Below are 19,219 nucleotides of genomic sequence, written 5' to 3'. Positions count from 1 at the left end.
CGAGTGAGATGTGCGGGAGTTCACACATTTTCCGTTGGAAAGGGTTTATGAAATTTGTGGTATATTAACTGTGAACCTGCAATTCTGGACTGCATGAAGATGTTGAGTGTGGAGATAGCAGGAAATGCTGCAGCCACCATATCTCCGTATCTGATGTGCCGTAAAGTTCGTGAAGCTTTTTCTTTTAAACAAAATTAATAAACATGTATTAATAATCTATTGTGAAAAATTTAATATAGTAGTAGAAATAAATAACATAGACCAATTAAAACGGTGGACATTGTGAACGTGAAAAAAATATTGTTAGTGGCTGTTGTAAGCCTAGCAGCGCTTGTAAGTGGCGTTTCGGCAGCAGATTTTGAGTATGGAGACGTATTTGCCGGAGTGTACGGAGGGAAGGTAATGCATTACGCGCCAAATGGAACGCTGAAAGCCACGTACGACGTCTGTGGATATCAGTACGTAACTGGAATGGCCTTTGACTCGGACGGAAACCTGTACGTAACCTGTTTTTCGAAAGCTGAGGTTGTAAAGGTGCAGAGAGATACCGGAACGGTTCTGAGCACAATTTCGACCGGAACCCAGCCGGAATCGGTGGTGTTCGACGCCTCTGGCAACTTCTACGTCGGACATGCAGGTGGAGACTATGACATCCGCAAGTTCAACTCGAGCGGAGTGCAGACGGACAGTTACGACGTTGCTCCCGAGTCCAGGGGGAGTGACTGGATAGATCTCGCCTCAGATCAGTGCACGATGTTTTACACGAGCGAGGGAAGGAAGATAATGAGGTACGACGTGTGCAACGATACTCAGCTCTCTGACTGGACAGTTGTAAGCAGCTACGGTACACTGTACGCCCTGAGAATCCTTCCGGGAGGGGGAGTTCTGGTGGCAGACAGTGAGAATGTGAAGAGACTGAACTCGAGCGGGGCAATTGTTCAGATCTATGATCTGACGGGTTTCAACTCGTGGTTTGCGCTTAACCTCGATCCAGACGGAAAGTCCTTCTGGAGCGGCGACTTCTCAAACGGAAAGTTTGTCAAGTTCAACATCTCAACCGGAAACGCTGAGACAATCATAGATACGGGACAGGGAGGTTCCAGCCTGTTTGGTCTGGCCGTGTTTGGAGAGATAACGGTCTCCAAGCCTGTCATAACGATCAGCATAGACCCGGCAACTGCAACGAACACGGTTGGAGACACGCACACGGTAACTGTGACCGTGCAGAAGGATGGATCACCCCTCTCGGGAGTTACGGTCGACTTCGAGGTTATATCCGGCCCCAACGCGGGTGAGTCAGAGAGTGCCGTAACAAACGCCAGCGGTCAGGCGACCTTCAGCTACACCGGCAGCGGTGGTAGCGGAACGGACGTGATCGTGGCCAAGTATTCTGAGAACGGCAGCGTATACAGGGCAAAGGCCATCAAGAAGTGGGTCAGCACGTCAATCCCTGAGTTCCCACCTGTAGCAGTTGGAATTCTCGGAGCACTTGGAGCAGTGGTGCTGTTCGCCACGAGGAGAGATTGAACAGGCCAAAAATTCAATTCTTCAATTTTTGAGCTTTCCTGAAATAGATGAGGCTGGTGGAACGTAGTTCTTCATCAGCAGCGAGTTTGTTACAACGCTCACACTGCTCATCGCCATTGCCAGACCAGCCCATTCTGGCCTGAAGACTATGCCGAACACCGGATAAAGTGCTCCAGCAGCCACCGGAATCAGTATGGTGTTGTAGATCATTGCCCAGAACAGGTTCTGCTTTATCTTGCTCAGCGTCTTTTCGCTCAGTTGTATTGCAGCAACAACATCCCGCAGATCATCCCTCATGAGCACGATCTCTCCACTCTCTATTGCAACATCAGTTCCACTTCCAATCGCTATGCCAAGGTCTGCCTGGGCTAAAGCTGGGGCATCGTTTATGCCATCTCCGACGAACGCAACCACTTCACCATTCTCCTGAAGCCTCTTAACCTCCTCAGCCTTCTGGTGGGGAAGAACTTCAGCAAGAACCTCATCTATTCCAAGCCTTCTGGCAATCGCCTCGGCAGTCCTCCTGTTATCTCCCGTTATCATCGCAACCTTCTTGCCGATTCTGTGAAGCTCCTCTATGGCTTCCTTCGCAGACGGCTTTATGTTATCTGCGATGCCTACCGCACCGATAATTCTGCCGTTGTGGGACACAAGTATGGCAGTCTTCGCCTCGCTCTCAAGTCTCTGAAGGGTGTCCTCAACCTCTCTGCTCACTTCCATTCCATTTTCCGCCATAAGCTTTCTGCTTCCAACCAGTATTTTCTCTCCGTTCACCGAAGCAATAACTCCCTTTCCGGTAATAACCTCAAATTTCTCCGGTTCTTCAACAGACATTCCTGCTTCCTCTGCTTTCCGGACTATCGCTTCAGCCAGAGGGTGCTCGCTCCTCTTCTCTGCTATCGCCGCAACCCTCAGCACCTCCATCTCATCGCCCTCGAAAGCGATGATGTCCGTAACCTCCGGCTTGCCCTTCGTCAGCGTTCCGGTTTTGTCGAAAACGACGGTCGTTACTCTTCTCGCTATCTCAAGTGCCTCTCCGTTCTTGATGAGTATTCCAAGCTCAGCACCCTTGCCCATTCCAACAGTCAGAGCTGTAGGTGTCGCAAGTCCAAAAGCACAGGGGCAGGCTATCACAAGCACGGCGACAAGAGTGGTGAATGCGAAGATTTCCGGTACGCCCGCTATGAAGTACCAGTAGATGAACGAGGTTACCGCTATTGTCAGCACCACAGGTATGAAGTACGCGACAATCTTGTCTGCCAGCTTCTGAATCGGAGGTCTGCTTCCCATCGCCTCCTCAACCAGTCTGATTATCTGGGCAAGCAGCGTGTCGCTGCCAACTCTCGTGGCTTTGATTTTCAGCACGCCATTTTTGTTTATGGTCGCTCCAACCACCTCATCGCCCTTCTTTTTCAGTGCTGGAATCGGTTCTCCGGTAATCATCGACTCATCCACGTAGCTCTGCCCCTCCACAACGACCCCATCAACCGGAATCTTCTCTCCCGGCTTCACTATGACGATGTCTCCAACTCTCACTTCCTCCACAGGAACCTCGATCTCCCTGCCATCTCGGACAACAATGGCCGTCTTCGCCTGCAACCCGATCAGCTTCTTTATCGCCTCGCTCGTCCTTCCCTTGGCTATCGCTTCGAGAGTTCTGCCAAGCAGCAGGAAAGCGAGAAGCAGAACTGCAGTCTCATAGAAAAGATAGTCCTCGGGAAGGAGCCCTATTGTTGACAGGACGCTTGCTACGTAAGCGGACCCAACACCCATCGAGTACATCACGTCCATGTTGAGCATCCTGTGCCTCAGAGCCCGAAGAGCAGAGGAGAACATGCTCCTGCCCGAGTAGATCATCACAGGCGTCGCGAGGGCAAACTGAATCAGGCTGTTGTATGGGATCTCTGGAACACCCATGTATCCCCCGTACTGAAGGAAAAGCAGCACCGAGCCCACTGCTGCAGCGGCAAGGAGCTTCTTTTTCATCTCCCCTACAGCCGACTCCTCCGCCCCATCTTTTTCAGACTTCTCGCCCCCTACACCCAAGTACCTGTACCCGATTTCCTCCACAGCCTTCCTGATTTCATCAAGTCCTGTAATGTCTGGAACGTACGTTATCCTCGCAGTTTCAGTCGCGAGATTTACGCTGACCGACTTAACTCCGGGAAGGCCTCCAACTGCCGTTTCTATGGCCTTGGCACATGACGCGCAGGTCATTCCGCCAATTTTTACGTTCACAGTAGTCTCGTTCTCGGGAACACTGTATCCGATCTCCTCAACAGCTTTTCTCACATCCTCAATCCTGACCAGCTCAGGGTCAAACTCAAGATGGAGGGTTTCAGTTGCGAGATTCACACTCGCCTTTTTGACACCCTCTAACTGGGAGACCGCGAGTTCCACATTCCTCGCACAAGATGCACACGTCATTCCACCAATTTTCAACTTGGCCTGTTTTTCCTTCACAATGTTAAGTCCGACCGGGAAAGATAAAAGGGTAACTAAGAACAAGATGTTAAAAATCAGAAAAGAAAAATGCCATGATGTTACTTCAGCAGCCTTGCATTTATCGCCACTATGACTGTGCTCAGAGACATCAGCGCTGCACCTATTGCCGGAGTCAGGAGGATTCCAAATCCGTATGCAACTCCCGCTGCGAGGGGTATGGCTACACCGTTATAGCCCGTGGCCCACAGGAGGTTCTGTATCATCTTCCTGTAGGTTTTTCTGGACAGCTCGATGATCCTCACAACATCCCTCGGATCGCTTCTGACGAGAATTATGTCTGCCGTTTCTATCGCAACATCAGTCCCTGCACCAATCGCTATTCCCACATCGGCCTGAGCTAAAGCAGGGGCGTCGTTTATGCCGTCCCCCACCATGGCAGTCACGTACCTCTCCTGCACCTTCTTTATTATCTCGGCCTTTTCATGCGGCAGCACCTCTGCGAAAAACTCGTCCAGTCCGAGTTCCTCTGAAACCCATTTCGCAACGAGCCTGTTGTCGCCGGTCAGCATCATGCACCTTATCCCCATCCTCTTCAGGTTTGCTATTGCCTCTTTGGACTCCTGCTTGACGATATCTGCGAGAGCTATTGCGCCCAGCATCTCGTTTTCTCTTACAAGGAACACAACAGTCTTGCCCTGCTCAGCCAGCCTTCTTGCTTCGTCAATCTCCTCAAGACCCATTTCCCTCAGATGCCCGGGGCTGACGATTCTGTACAGCACTCCGCCAATTCTCGCCTCAACGCCCTTGCCCGGAACTGCCCTGAAGTCATCCACCTTTTCGAGCTCCAGCCCCCTCCTCTCAGCCTCCTCAACTATGCTCCTCGCGATTGGGTGCTCGGAGAGTGTTTCAATGCTTGCCGCAATTCTCAGAACCTCGTCAGTGTCTCCATTTACGGCAACCACGTCTGTAACGCCGAACTTCCCCTCAGTGAGTGTGCCGGTCTTGTCGAACACCACGGCCTGAACGTCCTTCGTCCTTTCAAACGCCTGCCTGTCCCTTATTAGGAGGCCGTTCTTCGCAGCGAGGGATGTCGAGACTGCCACAACTAAAGGCACCGCAAGCCCCAGAGCGTGAGGGCAGGAGATGACCATGACCGTGACTGCCCTTTCCACCGCGAATGCCAGATCCTTGCCGAGAGTTATCCACGCGAGGAACGTCACCGCTCCGGCACTGAGGGCGATGATGGTGAGGTAAAACGCAGCCCTGTTTGCGAGGTCCTGAGTTCTCGACTTGCTCTCCTGAGCCTGTCTCACAAGCTCGATAATCTGGCTGAGGTAGGTTTCCTTTCCGGTCTTTCTAACCTCAACGATGAGAGACCCTTCCATGTTTATCGAGCCGCCTATGACCTCATCCCCCTCCTTTTTGAGGACAGGCTTGCTTTCTCCGGTGAGCATCGACTCATCCACGTAGCTCTGCCCCTTCACAACAACCCCATCAACCGGAATCTTCTCTCCCGGCTTCACGAGAACCCTGTCTCCCGGATTGAGACTCTCCACCGGAACATCCTCGACCTCACCACCCTTCATCAGGTGTGCGGTGGAGGGCATTATCTTGACCAGCTCCTCAAGTGCTCTTGAAGCTCCGAGGACAGACTTCATCTCTATGTAATGGCCGAGAAGCATGATGTCGATCAGGGTGGCAAGCTCCCAGAAGAAGTACTTCCCCTTGAGCCCGAAAACGACCGCGCTGCTGTAGATGTAGGCCGCAGAGATGGCGACGGCTATAAGGGTCATCATCCCCGGCCTTCTCTGCCGGTTCTCTTCAATGAACCCCTTGAAAAACGGATACCCTCCGTAGAAGTACACGATGGACGAGAGGGCAAAGAGTACAAGGTCGTCCCCTGGAAAGGCAACTGTGATTCCAAGCAGGGACTGTATCAGGGGGGAGAGCAGGAGGATCGGGATTGTGAGCAGGAGTGATACGTAAAACCTCCTCTTGAAGTCCTCCATCATGTGCCGGTGGTGGTCGTGAGCATGCCCCTTCTCCTTGCTGTGCTCGGCTCCATGCTCTCCGGCAGGCGTGTCATGCCCGTGATGATCTACGGATGTCATCTCGTGCTTTTCGTGCTCTGCATGCCCCTCATGCTCCTTCATGGGGCATCTACTCCTCAAGCTCGCTCTTCATCCTCTCAAACTCCTCTTTCGTAATCTCGCCCTTCGCATACCTTTCCTTCAGAATCTCAAGAGCCTTGCTCCGCTCTCCTTTCTCTTCAGCCCTGTGCTGATCTCTTATTGCCAGATAGACGAGCAGAAAGATGATTCCGGCCATGGGTATCAGGACGAGTATGAACCAGAGCAGACCGTTCATCCCCCTTTTCTCGGCGTCCTGATACACGAGGTACGCCACAATTATCCAGAGCACCCACCAGAACACCATGCTGAATCCGAAAAATCCGAAGCCGAATGGCCACATGTGATACGCTTCCATCTAAATACTATGCTGTGTGATTATATATCCCTTCCTACTGACAAACTGTTAATTTACACAGCAATTCGAATTGCGTTATGTTCGAGAGGAGGCTGCAGGTTGCAGAAAATATGTTCAGTTCATTCCGAGGATTGTATGAATCGCCAAGGAGTTCATCATCAGTTGCGGCCTGAGACTCCAGCTAGGGCGACCGGAGTCGAGTGCGTCCTGCACACCGGAAGTGCTATTAAAAATCTTTAACCAACACACAAATATCAGAAAAATTTATATAACCGTTTAGGGAGGAACGTTAAAAAATCTTCAGGTGGTGTGGATGGACGTTGAGCAGGCCAAAAAATTCCTGCAGGAGAATGAGATAAAGCAGGTTCTGTGCGCTTTTACGGATGTTAGGGGATACATGCAGACGTTCAGCATCCCCGCGAGGAAGTTCATTGAGGGAAGCGCTTTTGAGGGAATTGGATTCGACGGATCGTCAATCAGGGGGTTCAAGTCCATAAACGAGAGCGACATGGTCTGGATGCCGGACGTCTCGACCCTCAGAATCGTGCCATGGGAGACCGATCCGGTTCAGAAGACCGCGATAATGTTTGGAGACGTTTACGAGGCGTGGGGCAGGGAGCAGAGCGACGTTGATCCGAGAGGCTATGTGGCAAAGAGGGTCGAGAAGAAGCTCGCTGATCAGGGCCTTTCCGCAATCTTCGGGCCTGAGATAGAGTTCTTCCTGTTCGAGAATGTTGATCCCACTAACCTCGTTTACGACCTCTGGGTCTCCCCCAACGGAGGTGCAGGGGACAGCTGGGGCCCGCCGAGGGTGATGCCGGAGAGCCCAGAAATGACACCCGGTGGTCTGCTGATAAGACCGAAGGAGGGCTACTTCAGGCCTCCACCCGAGGACACAACTGTGGCCTACAGAAACGAACTTGTCGAGATACTTGAGTCCTTCGGAGTGATGGTGGAGTACCACCACCACGAGGTTGCAACCGCAGGTCAGGTGGAGCTTGACTTCGAGCCCAAGACGCTGGTCGACGTTGGTGACGCGTTCTACTACTACAAGTTCGCCGCCAAGAACCTCGCAGCAATGTACGGCATGATCGCCACATTCATGCCGAAGCCGCTCTACCTCGACAACGCAAGCGGAATGCACGTCCACCAGAGCCTCTGGGAGGGCGAGCCGTTCAAGGGCAAGAACATCTTTGCCGATCCGGATGACGAGTACATGCTCAGCCAGAAGGCGAGGTACTACATCGGTGGTCTCCTCGAGCACGCCAAGGCTTTGACGGCCCTCTGCGCCCCGACCGTGAACAGCTACAAGAGGCTCGTGCCGGGCTTCGAGGCTCCGATATACATCTGCTGGAGCCCGAGGAACAGGAGCGCCCTCATAAGAGTTCCGATGTACCACAGGAAGCCATCTGCGATCAGACTCGAGTACAGAGGAGTTGACCCGAGCACCAACCCGTACCTCTCGCTCTCAGCAATGATTGCCGCCGGTCTCGACGGAATCAAGAAGAAGATAGAGCCCGGAGACCCGATAATGGAGGACGTCTACGAGCTGAGCGAGAGCAAGAAGAGGGAGCTCGGAATCGGAGAGCTGCCCACTACCCTCAGAGATGCGATCGACCACCTCGCCACAGACGAGGTCATTCAGGACGTGCTCGGAAGCCACATCTTCGACGCGTTTATGGAGATCAAGATCGACGAGTGGAACCAGTACTGCCTCTACATCACGCCCTGGGAGTACATGAAGTATCTGGACATTTAATAAAATTTTACTATTTTTTCCGTTTTCAGCATTTTTCTAAACCAGCCTTCGCGAAACCAATTTTTTGGTAAAAATTCATAAAAAAGCAGAAATAATAAATACGAGAACTCACAGAGTATTATTGAGGTGATAAAGATGGGTGTTCACAGGATAACGAGCGAGGCTGCGAAGTATTACGCCATGAGAGAGAGGATACTCGGAAATGGCATTTCCCTGCTTGGCACAGCGAGTGAGAAGATCAACGAGCTGGACAAGGAGACGATCGAGAAGCTTGGCGACCTCGCATCCTACCTACTCCCCCACAGCCCGGGGTACGCGGGCAAGCTGATGGCCGTGACTGCAAGACTCCTCTGGGCCCTCGCCGGAGTTGGCGAAAAGGAGTGGGAGTTCAGGGAGCTTGAGGACATAGAGAAGCTAATAGAGGAGCTGAAAGGGAAGGTCTAAGCGTTAAAGAACTCTTTTATTTCTTTTGCAGTCTCTTCTGGCTTCCTGTTCGTGTAAGCCTCGTCGTAAAGCTTCGTTATCGCGAAGACATCGTTCCAGTAGTACCTGTCCATGACGCTCCTCGCCACCATGTCGAACACAGCCGGCATGTCATCTCTGCCCTCCATGGGTGCAAACAGGCCGAAGTTGAATGAGTTGAAGCCGAGGGAGTGGTAGAACCTCAGCACCCTAACCACACCTTCAGCGAGTTCCATCAGCTCCCCATCCATATCCCCAAAGCCCGCATGCAGGTAAGCGCTGACGTGCTCGAACCCCCTCGGGGCAAATGGCACAAACCACCTCCATGATCCCTCTGCTACCCTAAGCTCCTCTGTGCTTTCCCAGAAGTCATCCCAGAAGCTCCTCCCTTTTTCCCTCCAGTGCCTTTCGGCCGAGGCTACCATCCTCTCCTGATAGTCCATCAGCCTCCGAGAGGAGAGAACCTGAACGTGCGGGTGCGTGACGCTGCTCCCCGCTGGCTTCAGGTAGTTCATCGTCACGCTCGCGAACTCGCAGCCTTTCCTCGCGAGGTAGTCCCTTGCAAGAGCGAAGGCATCATATAGCATCTCCGGAGTGAACTGGTCGATTGGAATGTAGTGGGCTTTGCTGAGCCTTATGACCAGCGAGGTTTCTGCGTAGGGGGAGATGTTGGCCATCAGGATAGCCTCTCCCCTCTCCAAAAGCTCACCGCTGGCGATTGCCAGATCCCTCGCACCAACCCTGTAGACGTTGTCATCGCAGAAGGGGCACCACTCTCTGCTGAAGTCCGGAAGCTCCGGCTCCTTGGAGAGCGGGAGGGGCTTGACAATAACCCTCGAGGTCTTTCCGGTGAGCGGATCCTCTCTCACCTCAATCTCGACCCTCTCATTCTTCTTTGTGACGGGGTTGAAAAACTCGAAGTGCTCTCTGAAAACGCGAAACTCCATGGCAAGTGCAGGTTGAGAAAATACAAAAACCTTTCTAAATAATTCTTCCGTATCTGTCTATAAGCCCCTTCTTTATCCTCGTCGCTGAGATCGGCTCGTTGTCGTCGGCAAGCACGAAGTCGACCCTGACGATCTTTATCTCCTTCTTGCCCATCTCTCTCCTCTTTTCGTTAATTCTCTTGGCCATCTCGTAGGTCTCGGGACTCACGACGAGGTATTCGAAGTCGTAATCGAGGGTTTTTCCATAGGGGGTTGTTATCTCCACCACATAGGGCTCGAAGCCGTACTTCCTCCTCACGTACCACTTGACGTTCTCGGCCCTTATCACGAACGGCAAAACGCTCCTTATCCTCTGCCTCGCCATTCTGTCGCTGGTAACTCCGATTGTGACATCCCTTCCACCGAGCTCAATTGCCTTGTCGATTAGCCTCTTGTGTCCCTCGTGCAGAGGTTCGAAGGTGCCTCCAACAGCCACCCTGTACTTCCTGCTCATGTTATCTCCTCGAGGAGCTCCCTGATGCGCTTCGCAGTCTCTCCCGGGTCAGCTCTGCCGCGCGTCATCTTCATCACGTAACCAACAAGGAAGTTCGCGGCCTGCTTCTTGCCTGCCCTGTAATCCTCCACAGCCTTCGGGTTCTTCTCAATCGCCTCCCTGCAGAGCCTGTCAATCTCCTCCTTCGGTATGGAGAACAGCCCCTTCCTCTCGATAATCTCCCTTACACTTCCACCCTCGTCGAGCTTGGCCCTTATTACTTCAACCACACCCTTTTCGGTTATCTCTCCCTTAAGGAAATAGCCGAGCAGCTCAATTAGCTCGTCTGATGTGAGCCTCCTCTCTCCCTTAGCAAAAGACATGTCCCTGTAGTTGAGCTCGCCCCTCAGAACGTCAACAATCCAGCTCGCCGAGACCTTGGGATCGATCTTCTCTGCAACTCTCTCAAAGTAGTCCGCCATCTTCGGGTCGAGGACGAGTATCTTCGCCTTCTCCATGCTAAGCCCGTACTGGGCTATGAGCCTGTCCCTCTTCTCCCACGGCATCTCAGGCAGGGTTGCCTTAACCTCCTCGATGAACTCGTGGGTGTGGATGGGGACGAGATCGGGCTCGGGGAAGTAGCGGTAGTCCTGCTCCTCCTCCTTGCTCCTCAGCGAGACCGTTATGTTGTTCGCCTCGTCGAAGTGCCTCGTCTCCCTCTCTATCTTCCTCCCTCTCCTGAGGAGGTTCTTCTGGCGCGTTATCTCGTACGTCAGCGCCTTCTCAACGCCCTTGAAGCTGGAAATGTTCTTTATCTCCACCCTTCCTCCGCCAGCTATGCTGATGTTCGCGTCAACCCTCATCGCGCCCTCCAGATCCCCATCGAACACGTCCAGATACTCCAGAATTATCCTGAGGTTGTTGAGGAACGCCCTCGCCTCCTTCGGGGAGTTCAGGACAGGTTCGGTCACAATCTCAAGAAGCGGCACTCCACTCCTGTTGTAGTCGATGAGGCTGTACCTTGCGGTGGTTATCGAGCCCTTGTAGCTCAGCTTACCCGGATCCTCCTCCATGTGTATCCTCTTGAGCGTTACCTTCTTCTCCCCATTCTCAGTCTCTATGGTAACGTAACCTCCCCACGCGAGGGGCATGTCGTACTGGCTTATCTGGAAGCCCTTGGGCAGGTCAGGGTAGAAGTAGTTCTTTCTGTCGAACCTCATTACGGGGTTGATGTCTGCATTGAGGGCGAGCGCGACCTTTATCGCCGCCTTGACAGCCTCTTTATTGACAACTGGCATGGCCCCGGGAAGCCCGAGGCAGACGGGACAGACGTGAGTGTTGGGTTCTTTACCGTGATAGTCAAGAGGACATGAGCAGAACAGCTTGGTCTTGAGCCTGTTGAGCTGAACGTGAACCTCTAAGCCAATCACCACATCCATGGTCGGGAGTTCTAAAAAAGAAATATATCTTTTTTGATTCACTTAGCAAATCTCTCGGCAAGGTATTCCGCGATGATGAGCTTCTCCTCATCTGTAACGCTGGTGAACCTCTTCTCGACCATCAGATCTATACCGGCGCTCCACTTCTCTGACGGCTTTCCGTAGTACTCTGACCTCCACACATCGAGCCAGCCCAGAGAGCCTTCTGGATTCTGGTAGTAGCTGTAGTGGCAGGAGCACTTCTGCTCGAACAGCTGCTCCCCGTTCAGTGACTGGGGTGCCGGAGTGCTCTCACCTGCCGTTGGAGTCTTTTGGGGCCCTGCCGCCTCTTCCCCTGAGCAGCCGAGAACGAGCAGGGCAATTGCCAGAACCAGAACGAGCCACATCTCGAATCCTTCTGGCGATGACGCCATAAAACTTCCTACGTAAATATTTAAATACACACGTATGACAACGTATATCATGCGTATTCCGAGGGTCATGAGCACCCAGCACCCGGACAACGTGGAGATGCCGTTCTTCGCAAAGCAGTCCTTCTTCGATGGAGAAGACGAGATAAGGGAAGCGTACTACGTCTTCTCCCACTTCGGGATGGAGGAGCAGATGTGGGACTTCGAGGGCAAGGAGGTTGACGACTTCGTGGTCAAAAAGCTGCTGACCGCATACCCAAACTTCTTCAGCGAGCACGTTATCGGAGAGGACGTGAGGATCACTCCGAGGGTTCCAAACCCCGAGGTTGAGAGGGACGAAGCAAAGCTTCTGGCCGAAACACTTGAGATGATTCCGAGGAGCCATGACTATGCGAGGAAGTTCTACAAAGATCCCTCTCCCCCAATCTTCGAGATAATAGTCCCGATGGTCACAAAGAGCGAGGAGCTGGAGAGAATATACCTGTTCTACAGAGACTTCGTCGCGGGAAAGTCAAAGCTCGTGCTCGCAGATGGAACAAAAGTGGGAGAGTGGCTGGGAGAGTTCGAGCCGGAAACAATCGGAATCATCCCTCTATTTGAGGACATCCCGACCATGCTGAGGTGCGACGAGATAGTCAGGGAATTCGCGGATGGGAGGTTCGAGGCGATCAGGGTTTTTCTGGCGAGGTCCGATCCGGCGTTGAACTACGGCTTCATACCTGCAACGCTTGCGGCCAAAATAGCCCTTCAGAGGCTCTACGATCTGGAAATCGACGTCTACCCGATCATAGGAGTTGGCTGTCCTCCGTTCAGGGGGTCTTTCGACCCGGAGAACATGCACGCCCTCGTTGAATACCCATCTGTGCAGACGTTTACGGCACAATCTGCGTTCAAGTACGACTACGACTTCAGAACCGTCAGGGAAGCGGTCGAGGAGCTCAGGGACAGCAGTCCTGAGAGGCCTCAGAACGTGGAGGTGGATGAGGAGATCATACAGAGGCTGAGCGACGAGTACAGGAAGAGAGTTCCCCGGATAGCGGAGTTCGTCAATGAGACCAGCAGGTTCGTTCCGAAGAGGAGGATGAGGAAGCTCCACATCGGCCTCTTCGGGTATTCGAGGGGAGATAGGGTGAAGCTCCCGAGGGCCATAACGTTCTGCGCGGTCCTCTACTCCATAGGCTTTCCACCAGAGCTCATGGGCCTATCGGCACTAACAGACAAGGACTACGAAGAGCTGTGTGAGGTGATTCCTACCCTCGAAGAGCAGATGAGATTCGTCCTGTCCCTCTTCAACCCTGAAAGTCTGAAGATAGTTCCGTTTGAGGAGGACGTGAGGAGGGCAATGGAGTTCTTCGACTTCGAGAGCAGAGAGGACTACAGGGAGGCGAGCAGCAGAACCATAGACGCCATCAGAAGGCAGAACAGCATAAGCGACGCGATAATCGAAACCGGAAAGCTCAGAAGGTTCCTCGGCTGACCAAAATTTTTAAATAAACGTTGCTGGCCATGCTTAAGTAGGCCAGGGTGGCAGAGGGGCTATGCGGCGGACTGCAGATCCGCTTTACCCCGGTTCGAATCCGGGCCCTGGCTTTTTATCTAAAATTCTGATCCTCACCATTAAGAAAGGTGAATACCACCGACCTCTCTTAGCATCATGGCATCAACGCTTCTACGAGACCTTGAACAAGCTCGAGAGGCTCAGGCTGGTGGACTTCGTCTTCGACAAAAAGGGGGAGGAAGACGAAGTACGTTTACAAGAGGTACGATTCGGATGTGGTGCTCGAGGCGTTGAGGGAGTTTTGATTTCGGTTGAGACTTTCTCAAATGAATCTTGGCGCCAATTTAATTACCATTTTGCTGAAATTATTGCTGCTAAAACAGCAAGTACAAAACCAGTAATATTAACTAACGCTGAACTCTCGAATATGTATGACAGGTCTACATAACTTGCTTTTTCAATTTCAGTAAGTTCAGAAGGGTCAGCCACTATTAGTCTCGTTTTTCCCACGTAAATACCACCTACTTTTTCTTTCACTTCTGAATAACCACTGTAATTAATGAGATAAGATATAGCTAAGATTAACCAAAATACTGTTTTCCCTTTCATATTGTGTGTATCGAAAAATGGTTTAAAAACTTAAAACCACAGCGTCCTCACCTCTCCCTTCAAATACTTGATTTTCGCCGTAATCCTCTGAATCATCTTCGGATCCATAGAGCTGAGCGTGCGCTTGAACGCCACGTAGCTCGGCGGGTTTGCCTTGTCGTAGCCCAACCTCCTGAGCAGGTCCATGTTCTCCCTGCACCACCTCTCCGCATCTCTTAAACTCCACCCGTTTCGGATCATCCAGTCATCACCGGCCAACATAGTCTCGCTTCCCCGGCTTTTTTAGTTTAATTAGATAAATATTTGTCAAAAAATGGTATTTAAGGTTTGAAAACGTGAAGGATATGAATTTCAGTTCAACCTTAATTCAGAATTCCCGATTCTTTGAGGATCTGATAAATTGTCCAAATTAACCCGATGTACTGAGAGTATTCGATCAGTTTTCTGAATAACCTCCTCTTCTCCTGAGGATCTGTAGCGTTTATTATCCTAAAAGCTATCCAATGCGCCTCTATATCTTCAATTCTTGATCCATTTCTCGTGATTTCCATAACTTTCTCCGCTATAGTATCTACCACATGAATTGACGACCTATTCACGATCAAATCGATATCATTCTTTCTAAATTCAGAGTTGTGAATGCTTCCAAAACTGTTAACTGACTCAATTCCAATTTTGTTCTCTGAAATATAGCAGTTTCTCACAAGAAACTCACTATCTTTCGCGTAGATTCCTTTTTCAAACCCAACTATACTGACGTTATCCAAAACCACTCCTCTCGATCTTTCAAGACAAATTGCCGTGGTCATTAAAATTTATATCTCTAGGAAATATATAAAGATTTATACTCTTACCACCAATGCAAATATTTTCCACCATCTTCCCACCACCCTCTGTAAAAGAGGGCATGTTGATGTAGTGCTTTATAAACTCGCCAGAAAACCATATCTCAAAACTATGAACTTTCCTTAGATCTCCTCAATTCTTAACACTCAGTCCCCCAAGAACGAGTAAACACCCATAATTTAAGCGCACAGAATCTCCACTTAGATCATAACCCCTCTCTTTCCAGAATCTTCTTTATCCGAATCTTCAGATCGGATAACTCACCACTTATTACATTCCATACTATTTCGTAATCCACCACAAAATAACCATGAATCAATCTATTTCTCAATCCAACGATTTGAGTCCAAGGAACGTCATTATATCTCTTCCGATTTTCCTCCGGTATCTGGTTGGCTGCTTCTCCAATTATTTCAAGGTTTCTAACAACCGCATCCTTAGTTTTCTCGTCCTTCAGAAACCCATCTCGGCTAACTCCAGAAATGTAGCTCTCAATCTTTTCTATAGACTCCAGCATGTCAATCAAAAACAACCTCCAGTCCCTTTTAGACATAAACCAGATCCTCCATTATGCTCTCCCAGAGCATTCGCTTCTGTTTCACCGCGTTTACGGTTAGCAGATCGACCTTAACACCAAGAGTTGTCTCAAGCTCATCCCACAGCTCAAAGAACTTCAGCCCGATGGGTCTCTCAATTTCAACCAGCACGTCAACATCACTCACTTCACTTTGCTCACCTCTTGCATAAGAACCAAATATGCCAATAATCCTTACCCCGTACTTTCTCCTGATTTCCTCTTTTTGGCTGGACAGCGTCTTTTTGATATCTTCAAGAGTGTTCATGGTTCTCCGATTTAAAATTATGAAATTCAACTTTAAATAAAATGCGGACTCGATGCAGATCTAACCCATGCATCGCAATCCCTGCATCAAAAGTAACCCCCTACACTCACATCAATCCCCGCCTCCCTCAGCATCTCCACGAATTCCCTGTAATCTGGCCCATCTCCGACCTCGAAAAACTCCCTGCCGAGCCACCTGTACTTGTCCCTCGAAAGCGAGTGGTAGGGCAGCACATCCACCCTCCCCACATCAAGCCTCAGCAGGAGGTTGAGAAAGCCGTCAAAGTCGTCAGGGCTCTGAAAATTGCATGATGGGATGAATGGAATCCTGACCACAACATCTGAGGTGTCAAGAATCTTCCTCAGGTTGTCCAGAATCAGCTCATTCCCCACGCCCGTAAGCTGTTTGTGCCTCTCGCTGTTGTAATCCTTGAGGTCGTACAGAAATAGATTCACGAGATCGAGAGTTGCCTCGATGCTCTTCCAGGGCGCATGCCCCGAGGTGTCCACAGCAGTGTCTATTCCCTCCTCCCTGCACAGCCTGAGCATCTCAAGAAGAAAATCGGGCTGAGAGTAAGGTTCCCCTCCAGAGAAGGTCACGCCCCCTCCAGAGTTTCTGTAAAAAACAGCATCCTTCCTGACCTCTTCAAGAACCTCAGACGGCTCAGCCTCCTGCCCGTAGAGAAAAAGGGCCCCACTTCTGCACACTTTCACACACTCGCCGCAGCCGTTGCAGGTGTTCCTGTCCACCTCCACTCCTGATGATATCGGCCTTAATGCGCCCACAGGGCATGCGGCCACGCATCTGTGGCATGACATACATCTCTCGCTCCTGTAAGCCAGCTCCACCTCGAACCTCTGCGACTCAGGGTTGTGGCACCACAGGCAGCTTAAAGGACAGCCCTTCAGGAAGACAGTCGTCCTTATTCCCGGGCCGTCGTGGATCGAGAACCTCTGGATTCTGAAGATTCTACCCTTCATGCTCACAGCCTGCAGGAGATCCTTGCGATCAGCTCGTCCTGAACGTTCCTCGAAAGCTCCACGAAGTATGCACTCCACCCTGCAACCCTGACGAGCAGCCACCTGTACTTCTCCGGCTCTTCCTGAGCCTTCCTCAGCACGTTTTCGTTGAGCACGTTGAACTGTATGTGCATCCCTCCGAGCTCGACGAAGCTCCTGATCAGGGCCCTGATCACATCCTTCCCCTTGCCTCCCAGAACTCCCGAGTCGAGGTTGACGGTGAAAGAGGTCCCGTTCGAGAGCTTATCGTAGTTGATTTTGCTGACGGACTTTATCGCGGCCGTCACGCCCTCCCTGTCCATTCCTGTCGATGGAGAGACTCCGCTGTTCAGGCTCGTTCCCTGCTTCCTGCCCGATGGCAGTGCTGAAGTCATGAAGCCGAAGGCCACGTTTGTGGTCATCGGGTAGCAGCCAGCGGTGAACCTCCCGCCCCTGAAGTTCCTGTATCTGGAGACCTCATCGCAGTACATCTCCAGAATCATCCTCGCGTACCTGTCGGCCTCGCCATCATTCCCGTACTTCGGAGCGCTGAGCAGGACGGAGTGCAGCTCCTCATACCCATCAAAGTCTCTCCTGCACGCCTCGATGATTTCCTCGAGCGTGTAACCCTTCTTCAGAGCATGCTCTACCGCAGCGAGAGAGTCGGCAACATCCGCAATTCCCACGGCCTGAATCCCTGTGAAGTTGTACCTCGCTCCACCTTCAGTTACATCCTTCCCCCTCTCAAAGCAGTCCTCTATGCAGAGGGAGAGCAGGGGAGTTGGCTTCACGCAGGCGTTTGCATACTCGAGAATGTTCGAGCCTGTGACCACGAGCCTTATGATGTGAGAAAGCTGCTCCCTGAATGCAGAGATGACATCTTCAAGGGTTTGCAGGCTTCTCTCAGACCTCACACCAAACTCGTAGCCAAAAACCATGTCCTGTCCGCCGTTGAGCGCGTATTCCAGAGCCTTTGCAACGTTTATCAGCGCCGCATCGCTCGACGTGAAGGCGTTTCCGAAGGGAGAGATTTCAACGCACCCGATGGTTGAGTAGTTCCAGGCATCACCCTCCTTAACCCCTGCGAACCTGAGCGCCCTGAATACTGCCTCGTCGTTGAATATCCCGACATTGTTCTTCCCCTCGGCGATGATTTCGGCAAGCTTATCGAGAAAGCTGTCGGGCGTTTTCGAGCTCACCCTGACGTGGACGTTGGGCTGCCTGAGGGGGACAGCCTTCGTAACCTCAAGCATGAGGTAGGACAGCTCGTTGGTCGCATCGCTGCCACTGCTGTCCACACCGCCAATAGTCAGGGCCTGATTTGTGGCCTGTCCGGAGAAGTAGAGCTCCAAGAGCGAGTCGAACGGGGGCACGATCTCGTTAGGCTTAACCCACAGGTTCGCGAGGATTTCAAAGGCCTCCTTTTTGCTGAGCCTCCCATCCCTGACGTCCCTCAGATAGTATGGAAGCAGATACTGGTCTATCCTGCCCATTGATATGCCCTGCTCGTAGTTCTCCTGATGCAGCGCACACTGAACGAACCACACAAACTGCACCGCCTCATGGAAGCTTTCTGGCGGTTCAGCAGGAACCCTCTCGCAGATCTCCGCAACCTTCAGGAGCTCCTCTCTACGCGACTCGTCATCCTCTTCCTCGGCCATCTTCCTCGCAAGCCCAGCATACCTTTCAGCAAACCTGATGATCCCCTCTGCGGCGATTTTTGCGGCCTCGTAGAAAACGAGCTTTCTTGCATCCTCACACCCGCTCTCCCTAATCTCATCTATCCTCCTCTCGCTTTCCTCAACAAACCACCTGAAGCCCCTTTTGAGCAGATATGGATAGTTCACGGCGACGTGCGATATCCCGGCCAGCTCCGTGAGGACGAATAGCGAGCCTGACAGCATGACCTCCATTATGTCGGGCATCAGCTTTGACGCGAAGGCCTCGATGTTCCTGTTCTCCCAGTACGGAGCTATTTCCTCCACGAGAACTCTCGCATCCTCCTCGCTGACCAGCAGACGGTTCGTCTCCCTTTCGGAAAGGCTCTCAAGGTCGTTTATGATCCTGAGACCAACGCCCTCCGGAAAGAGGATCGCCCCCGGAGGATCAGGAAGCATCGTTCCGACAACGATCTCCCCGGGCAGAATCTGAATCGGAATGTTCTCGAGAACGTGTTTCAAAGCTTTCGCCTGCCTGATCGGCATCGGCTCCCCCTCAGTTTCCTTCATAGATTCAGTGTAAAGAACTGCCCTTTCAATGCTCAGTCTGGCGGGCTTCTGAATGTTGGAGACAAGAAGGGAAAGTCTGTCCATAATGTAAAATCATGACATTAGTATTTAGCCGTTTCGACGTTGAGAATTGCGGGGAGAGCTGCAATGTTACTCCACTCCTTTTCACACAGCCCGTAACCGCGCTCCCGTCTCCTGCCAACATTAACCAAACAATGGCATCACTACTTAAGTATTTTGGAACAAACTT

Annotated in this window: 18 protein-coding genes and 1 tRNA gene; 5 read left to right on the top strand and 14 right to left on the bottom strand. The window is 51.7% G+C overall.

Annotated elements, in window-relative coordinates:
* Window positions 1-282: 282 nt before the first annotated feature.
* On the top strand, window positions 283-1,527 hold the full coding sequence (locus GAH_RS08225; RefSeq protein ID WP_156967439.1) for an Ig-like domain-containing protein: 1,245 nt from the start codon (window positions 283-285) through the stop codon (window positions 1,525-1,527).
* Between the two features lie 21 nt (window positions 1,528-1,548).
* On the opposite strand, the gene GAH_RS08220 is transcribed toward GAH_RS08225, so the two are convergent.
* The 3 genes from GAH_RS08220 to GAH_RS10970 all read right to left on the bottom strand — a co-directional run bounded on the left by GAH_RS08220 (window position 1,549) and on the right by GAH_RS10970 (window position 6,459).
* Window positions 1,549-3,990, bottom strand: a complete 2,442-nt coding sequence (locus tag GAH_RS08220; protein ID WP_281173923.1) for a heavy metal translocating P-type ATPase — start codon at window positions 3,988-3,990, stop codon at window positions 1,549-1,551.
* A gap of 80 nt (window positions 3,991-4,070) precedes the next feature.
* Window positions 4,071-6,125, bottom strand: coding sequence for a heavy metal translocating P-type ATPase (locus GAH_RS08215; protein ID WP_048096038.1), 2,055 nt, complete (start codon window positions 6,123-6,125; stop codon window positions 4,071-4,073).
* 7 nt (window positions 6,126-6,132) lie between these two features.
* A complete protein-coding gene (locus GAH_RS10970) occupies window positions 6,133-6,459 on the bottom strand; it encodes an SHOCT domain-containing protein (protein ID WP_052747825.1) in 327 nt (108 codons plus the stop codon).
* Window positions 6,460-6,772: 313 nt separating this feature from the next.
* Here GAH_RS10970 and glnA point away from each other — a divergent pair, with 313 nt between their 5' ends.
* Window positions 6,773-8,218, top strand: a complete 1,446-nt coding sequence (gene glnA, locus GAH_RS08205; RefSeq protein WP_048096037.1) for a type I glutamate--ammonia ligase — start codon at window positions 6,773-6,775, stop codon at window positions 8,216-8,218.
* Between the two features lie 135 nt (window positions 8,219-8,353).
* The gene (locus GAH_RS08200) at window positions 8,354-8,662 is read left to right on the top strand and encodes a hypothetical protein (protein WP_048096853.1); all 309 of its coding nucleotides are present in this window, start codon (window positions 8,354-8,356) and stop codon (window positions 8,660-8,662) included.
* Here GAH_RS08200 and GAH_RS08195 read toward each other — a convergent pair.
* Genes GAH_RS08195 through GAH_RS08180 form a run of 4 tightly spaced genes read right to left on the bottom strand, consistent with a single transcriptional unit; the run spans window position 8,659 to window position 11,951 of the window.
* Window positions 8,659-9,627: a hypothetical protein gene (locus tag GAH_RS08195; RefSeq protein WP_048096036.1), complete on the bottom strand. Its 969-nt coding sequence runs from the start codon at window positions 9,625-9,627 to the stop codon at window positions 8,659-8,661. The two genes, GAH_RS08200 and GAH_RS08195, sit on opposite strands and share 4 nt — an antisense overlap.
* Before the next feature lie 34 nt (window positions 9,628-9,661).
* Window positions 9,662-10,120, bottom strand: a complete 459-nt coding sequence (locus GAH_RS08190; protein WP_048096035.1) for a phosphopantetheine adenylyltransferase — start codon at window positions 10,118-10,120, stop codon at window positions 9,662-9,664.
* Complete coding sequence (gene gatB, locus GAH_RS08185) at window positions 10,117-11,538, bottom strand: Asp-tRNA(Asn)/Glu-tRNA(Gln) amidotransferase subunit GatB (protein WP_048096034.1); 1,422 nt, start codon at window positions 11,536-11,538, stop codon at window positions 10,117-10,119. Before gatB ends, GAH_RS08190 begins: the two co-directional genes overlap by 4 nt.
* A 38-nt stretch (window positions 11,539-11,576) precedes the next feature.
* The gene (locus GAH_RS08180) at window positions 11,577-11,951 is read right to left on the bottom strand and encodes a hypothetical protein (RefSeq protein ID WP_156967438.1); all 375 of its coding nucleotides are present in this window, start codon (window positions 11,949-11,951) and stop codon (window positions 11,577-11,579) included.
* Window positions 11,952-12,000: 49 nt separating this feature from the next.
* Between GAH_RS08180 and ppcA the strand changes: the two genes are divergently transcribed.
* Window positions 12,001-13,425 (top strand): phosphoenolpyruvate carboxylase, encoded by a 1,425-nt coding sequence (ppcA, locus tag GAH_RS08175; protein WP_048096030.1) that lies wholly within the window; start codon window positions 12,001-12,003, stop codon window positions 13,423-13,425.
* Between the two features lie 41 nt (window positions 13,426-13,466).
* Window positions 13,467-13,538: transfer RNA gene (locus GAH_RS08170), tRNA-Cys, on the top strand.
* 256 nt (window positions 13,539-13,794) lie between these two features.
* Here GAH_RS08170 and GAH_RS08165 read toward each other — a convergent pair.
* The 7 genes from GAH_RS08165 to GAH_RS08135 form a co-directional block, all read right to left on the bottom strand.
* Window positions 13,795-14,055 (bottom strand): hypothetical protein, encoded by a 261-nt coding sequence (locus tag GAH_RS08165; protein ID WP_048096028.1) that lies wholly within the window; start codon window positions 14,053-14,055, stop codon window positions 13,795-13,797.
* A 30-nt stretch (window positions 14,056-14,085) separates the two neighbouring features.
* The gene (locus GAH_RS08160) at window positions 14,086-14,295 is read right to left on the bottom strand and encodes a hypothetical protein (protein ID WP_156967437.1); all 210 of its coding nucleotides are present in this window, start codon (window positions 14,293-14,295) and stop codon (window positions 14,086-14,088) included.
* A gap of 122 nt (window positions 14,296-14,417) precedes the next feature.
* Window positions 14,418-14,864 carry a hypothetical protein gene (locus GAH_RS08155; RefSeq protein WP_048096024.1) on the bottom strand — a complete coding sequence of 149 codons (447 nt, stop codon included), beginning with the start codon at window positions 14,862-14,864 and terminating at the stop codon, window positions 14,418-14,420.
* Between the two features lie 242 nt (window positions 14,865-15,106).
* Window positions 15,107-15,454: a HepT-like ribonuclease domain-containing protein gene (locus GAH_RS08150; RefSeq protein WP_048096022.1), complete on the bottom strand. Its 348-nt coding sequence runs from the start codon at window positions 15,452-15,454 to the stop codon at window positions 15,107-15,109.
* A complete protein-coding gene (locus tag GAH_RS08145; protein ID WP_048096021.1) occupies window positions 15,447-15,743 on the bottom strand; it encodes a nucleotidyltransferase family protein in 297 nt (98 codons plus the stop codon). Before GAH_RS08145 ends, GAH_RS08150 begins: the two co-directional genes overlap by 8 nt.
* Window positions 15,744-15,829: 86 nt before the next feature.
* Window positions 15,830-16,723: a glycyl-radical enzyme activating protein gene (locus GAH_RS08140; protein WP_048096852.1), complete on the bottom strand. Its 894-nt coding sequence runs from the start codon at window positions 16,721-16,723 to the stop codon at window positions 15,830-15,832.
* A gap of 2 nt (window positions 16,724-16,725) precedes the next feature.
* Entirely contained in the window at window positions 16,726-19,053 is a 2,328-nt protein-coding gene (locus tag GAH_RS08135; protein ID WP_048096020.1) for a formate C-acetyltransferase/glycerol dehydratase family glycyl radical enzyme, read from the bottom strand.
* Window positions 19,054-19,219: the final 166 nt, after the last annotated feature.

This window comes from Geoglobus ahangari, from assembly GCF_001006045.1.
Taxonomy (GTDB): Archaea; Halobacteriota; Archaeoglobi; order Archaeoglobales; family Archaeoglobaceae; genus Geoglobus; species Geoglobus ahangari.
Note: the sequence above shows the minus strand (reverse complement) of the source record. Positions and strands in the feature narration are given on the sequence as shown.

Coding starts and splice junctions, on each gene's coding strand:
- GAH_RS10970 (WP_052747825.1), bottom strand. CDS start 6,459: ATGGAAGCGTATCACATGTGGCCATTCGGCTTCGGATTTTTCGGATTC.
- GAH_RS08160 (WP_156967437.1), bottom strand. CDS start 14,295: ATGATCCGAAACGGGTGGAGTTTAAGAGATGCGGAGAGGTGGTGCAGG.
- GAH_RS08165 (WP_048096028.1), bottom strand. CDS start 14,055: ATGAAAGGGAAAACAGTATTTTGGTTAATCTTAGCTATATCTTATCTC.
- glnA (WP_048096037.1), top strand. CDS start 6,773: ATGGACGTTGAGCAGGCCAAAAAATTCCTGCAGGAGAATGAGATAAAG.
- GAH_RS08190 (WP_048096035.1), bottom strand. CDS start 10,120: ATGAGCAGGAAGTACAGGGTGGCTGTTGGAGGCACCTTCGAACCTCTG.
- GAH_RS08140 (WP_048096852.1), bottom strand. CDS start 16,723: ATGAAGGGTAGAATCTTCAGAATCCAGAGGTTCTCGATCCACGACGGC.
- GAH_RS08150 (WP_048096022.1), bottom strand. CDS start 15,454: ATGTCTAAAAGGGACTGGAGGTTGTTTTTGATTGACATGCTGGAGTCT.
- GAH_RS08195 (WP_048096036.1), bottom strand. CDS start 9,627: ATGGAGTTTCGCGTTTTCAGAGAGCACTTCGAGTTTTTCAACCCCGTC.
- GAH_RS08155 (WP_048096024.1), bottom strand. CDS start 14,864: ATGACCACGGCAATTTGTCTTGAAAGATCGAGAGGAGTGGTTTTGGAT.
- GAH_RS08180 (WP_156967438.1), bottom strand. CDS start 11,951: ATGGCGTCATCGCCAGAAGGATTCGAGATGTGGCTCGTTCTGGTTCTG.
- ppcA (WP_048096030.1), top strand. CDS start 12,001: ATGCGTATTCCGAGGGTCATGAGCACCCAGCACCCGGACAACGTGGAG.
- GAH_RS08145 (WP_048096021.1), bottom strand. CDS start 15,743: ATGAACACTCTTGAAGATATCAAAAAGACGCTGTCCAGCCAAAAAGAG.
- GAH_RS08135 (WP_048096020.1), bottom strand. CDS start 19,053: ATGGACAGACTTTCCCTTCTTGTCTCCAACATTCAGAAGCCCGCCAGA.
- GAH_RS08215 (WP_048096038.1), bottom strand. CDS start 6,125: ATGAAGGAGCATGAGGGGCATGCAGAGCACGAAAAGCACGAGATGACA.
- gatB (WP_048096034.1), bottom strand. CDS start 11,538: ATGGATGTGGTGATTGGCTTAGAGGTTCACGTTCAGCTCAACAGGCTC.
- GAH_RS08200 (WP_048096853.1), top strand. CDS start 8,354: ATGGGTGTTCACAGGATAACGAGCGAGGCTGCGAAGTATTACGCCATG.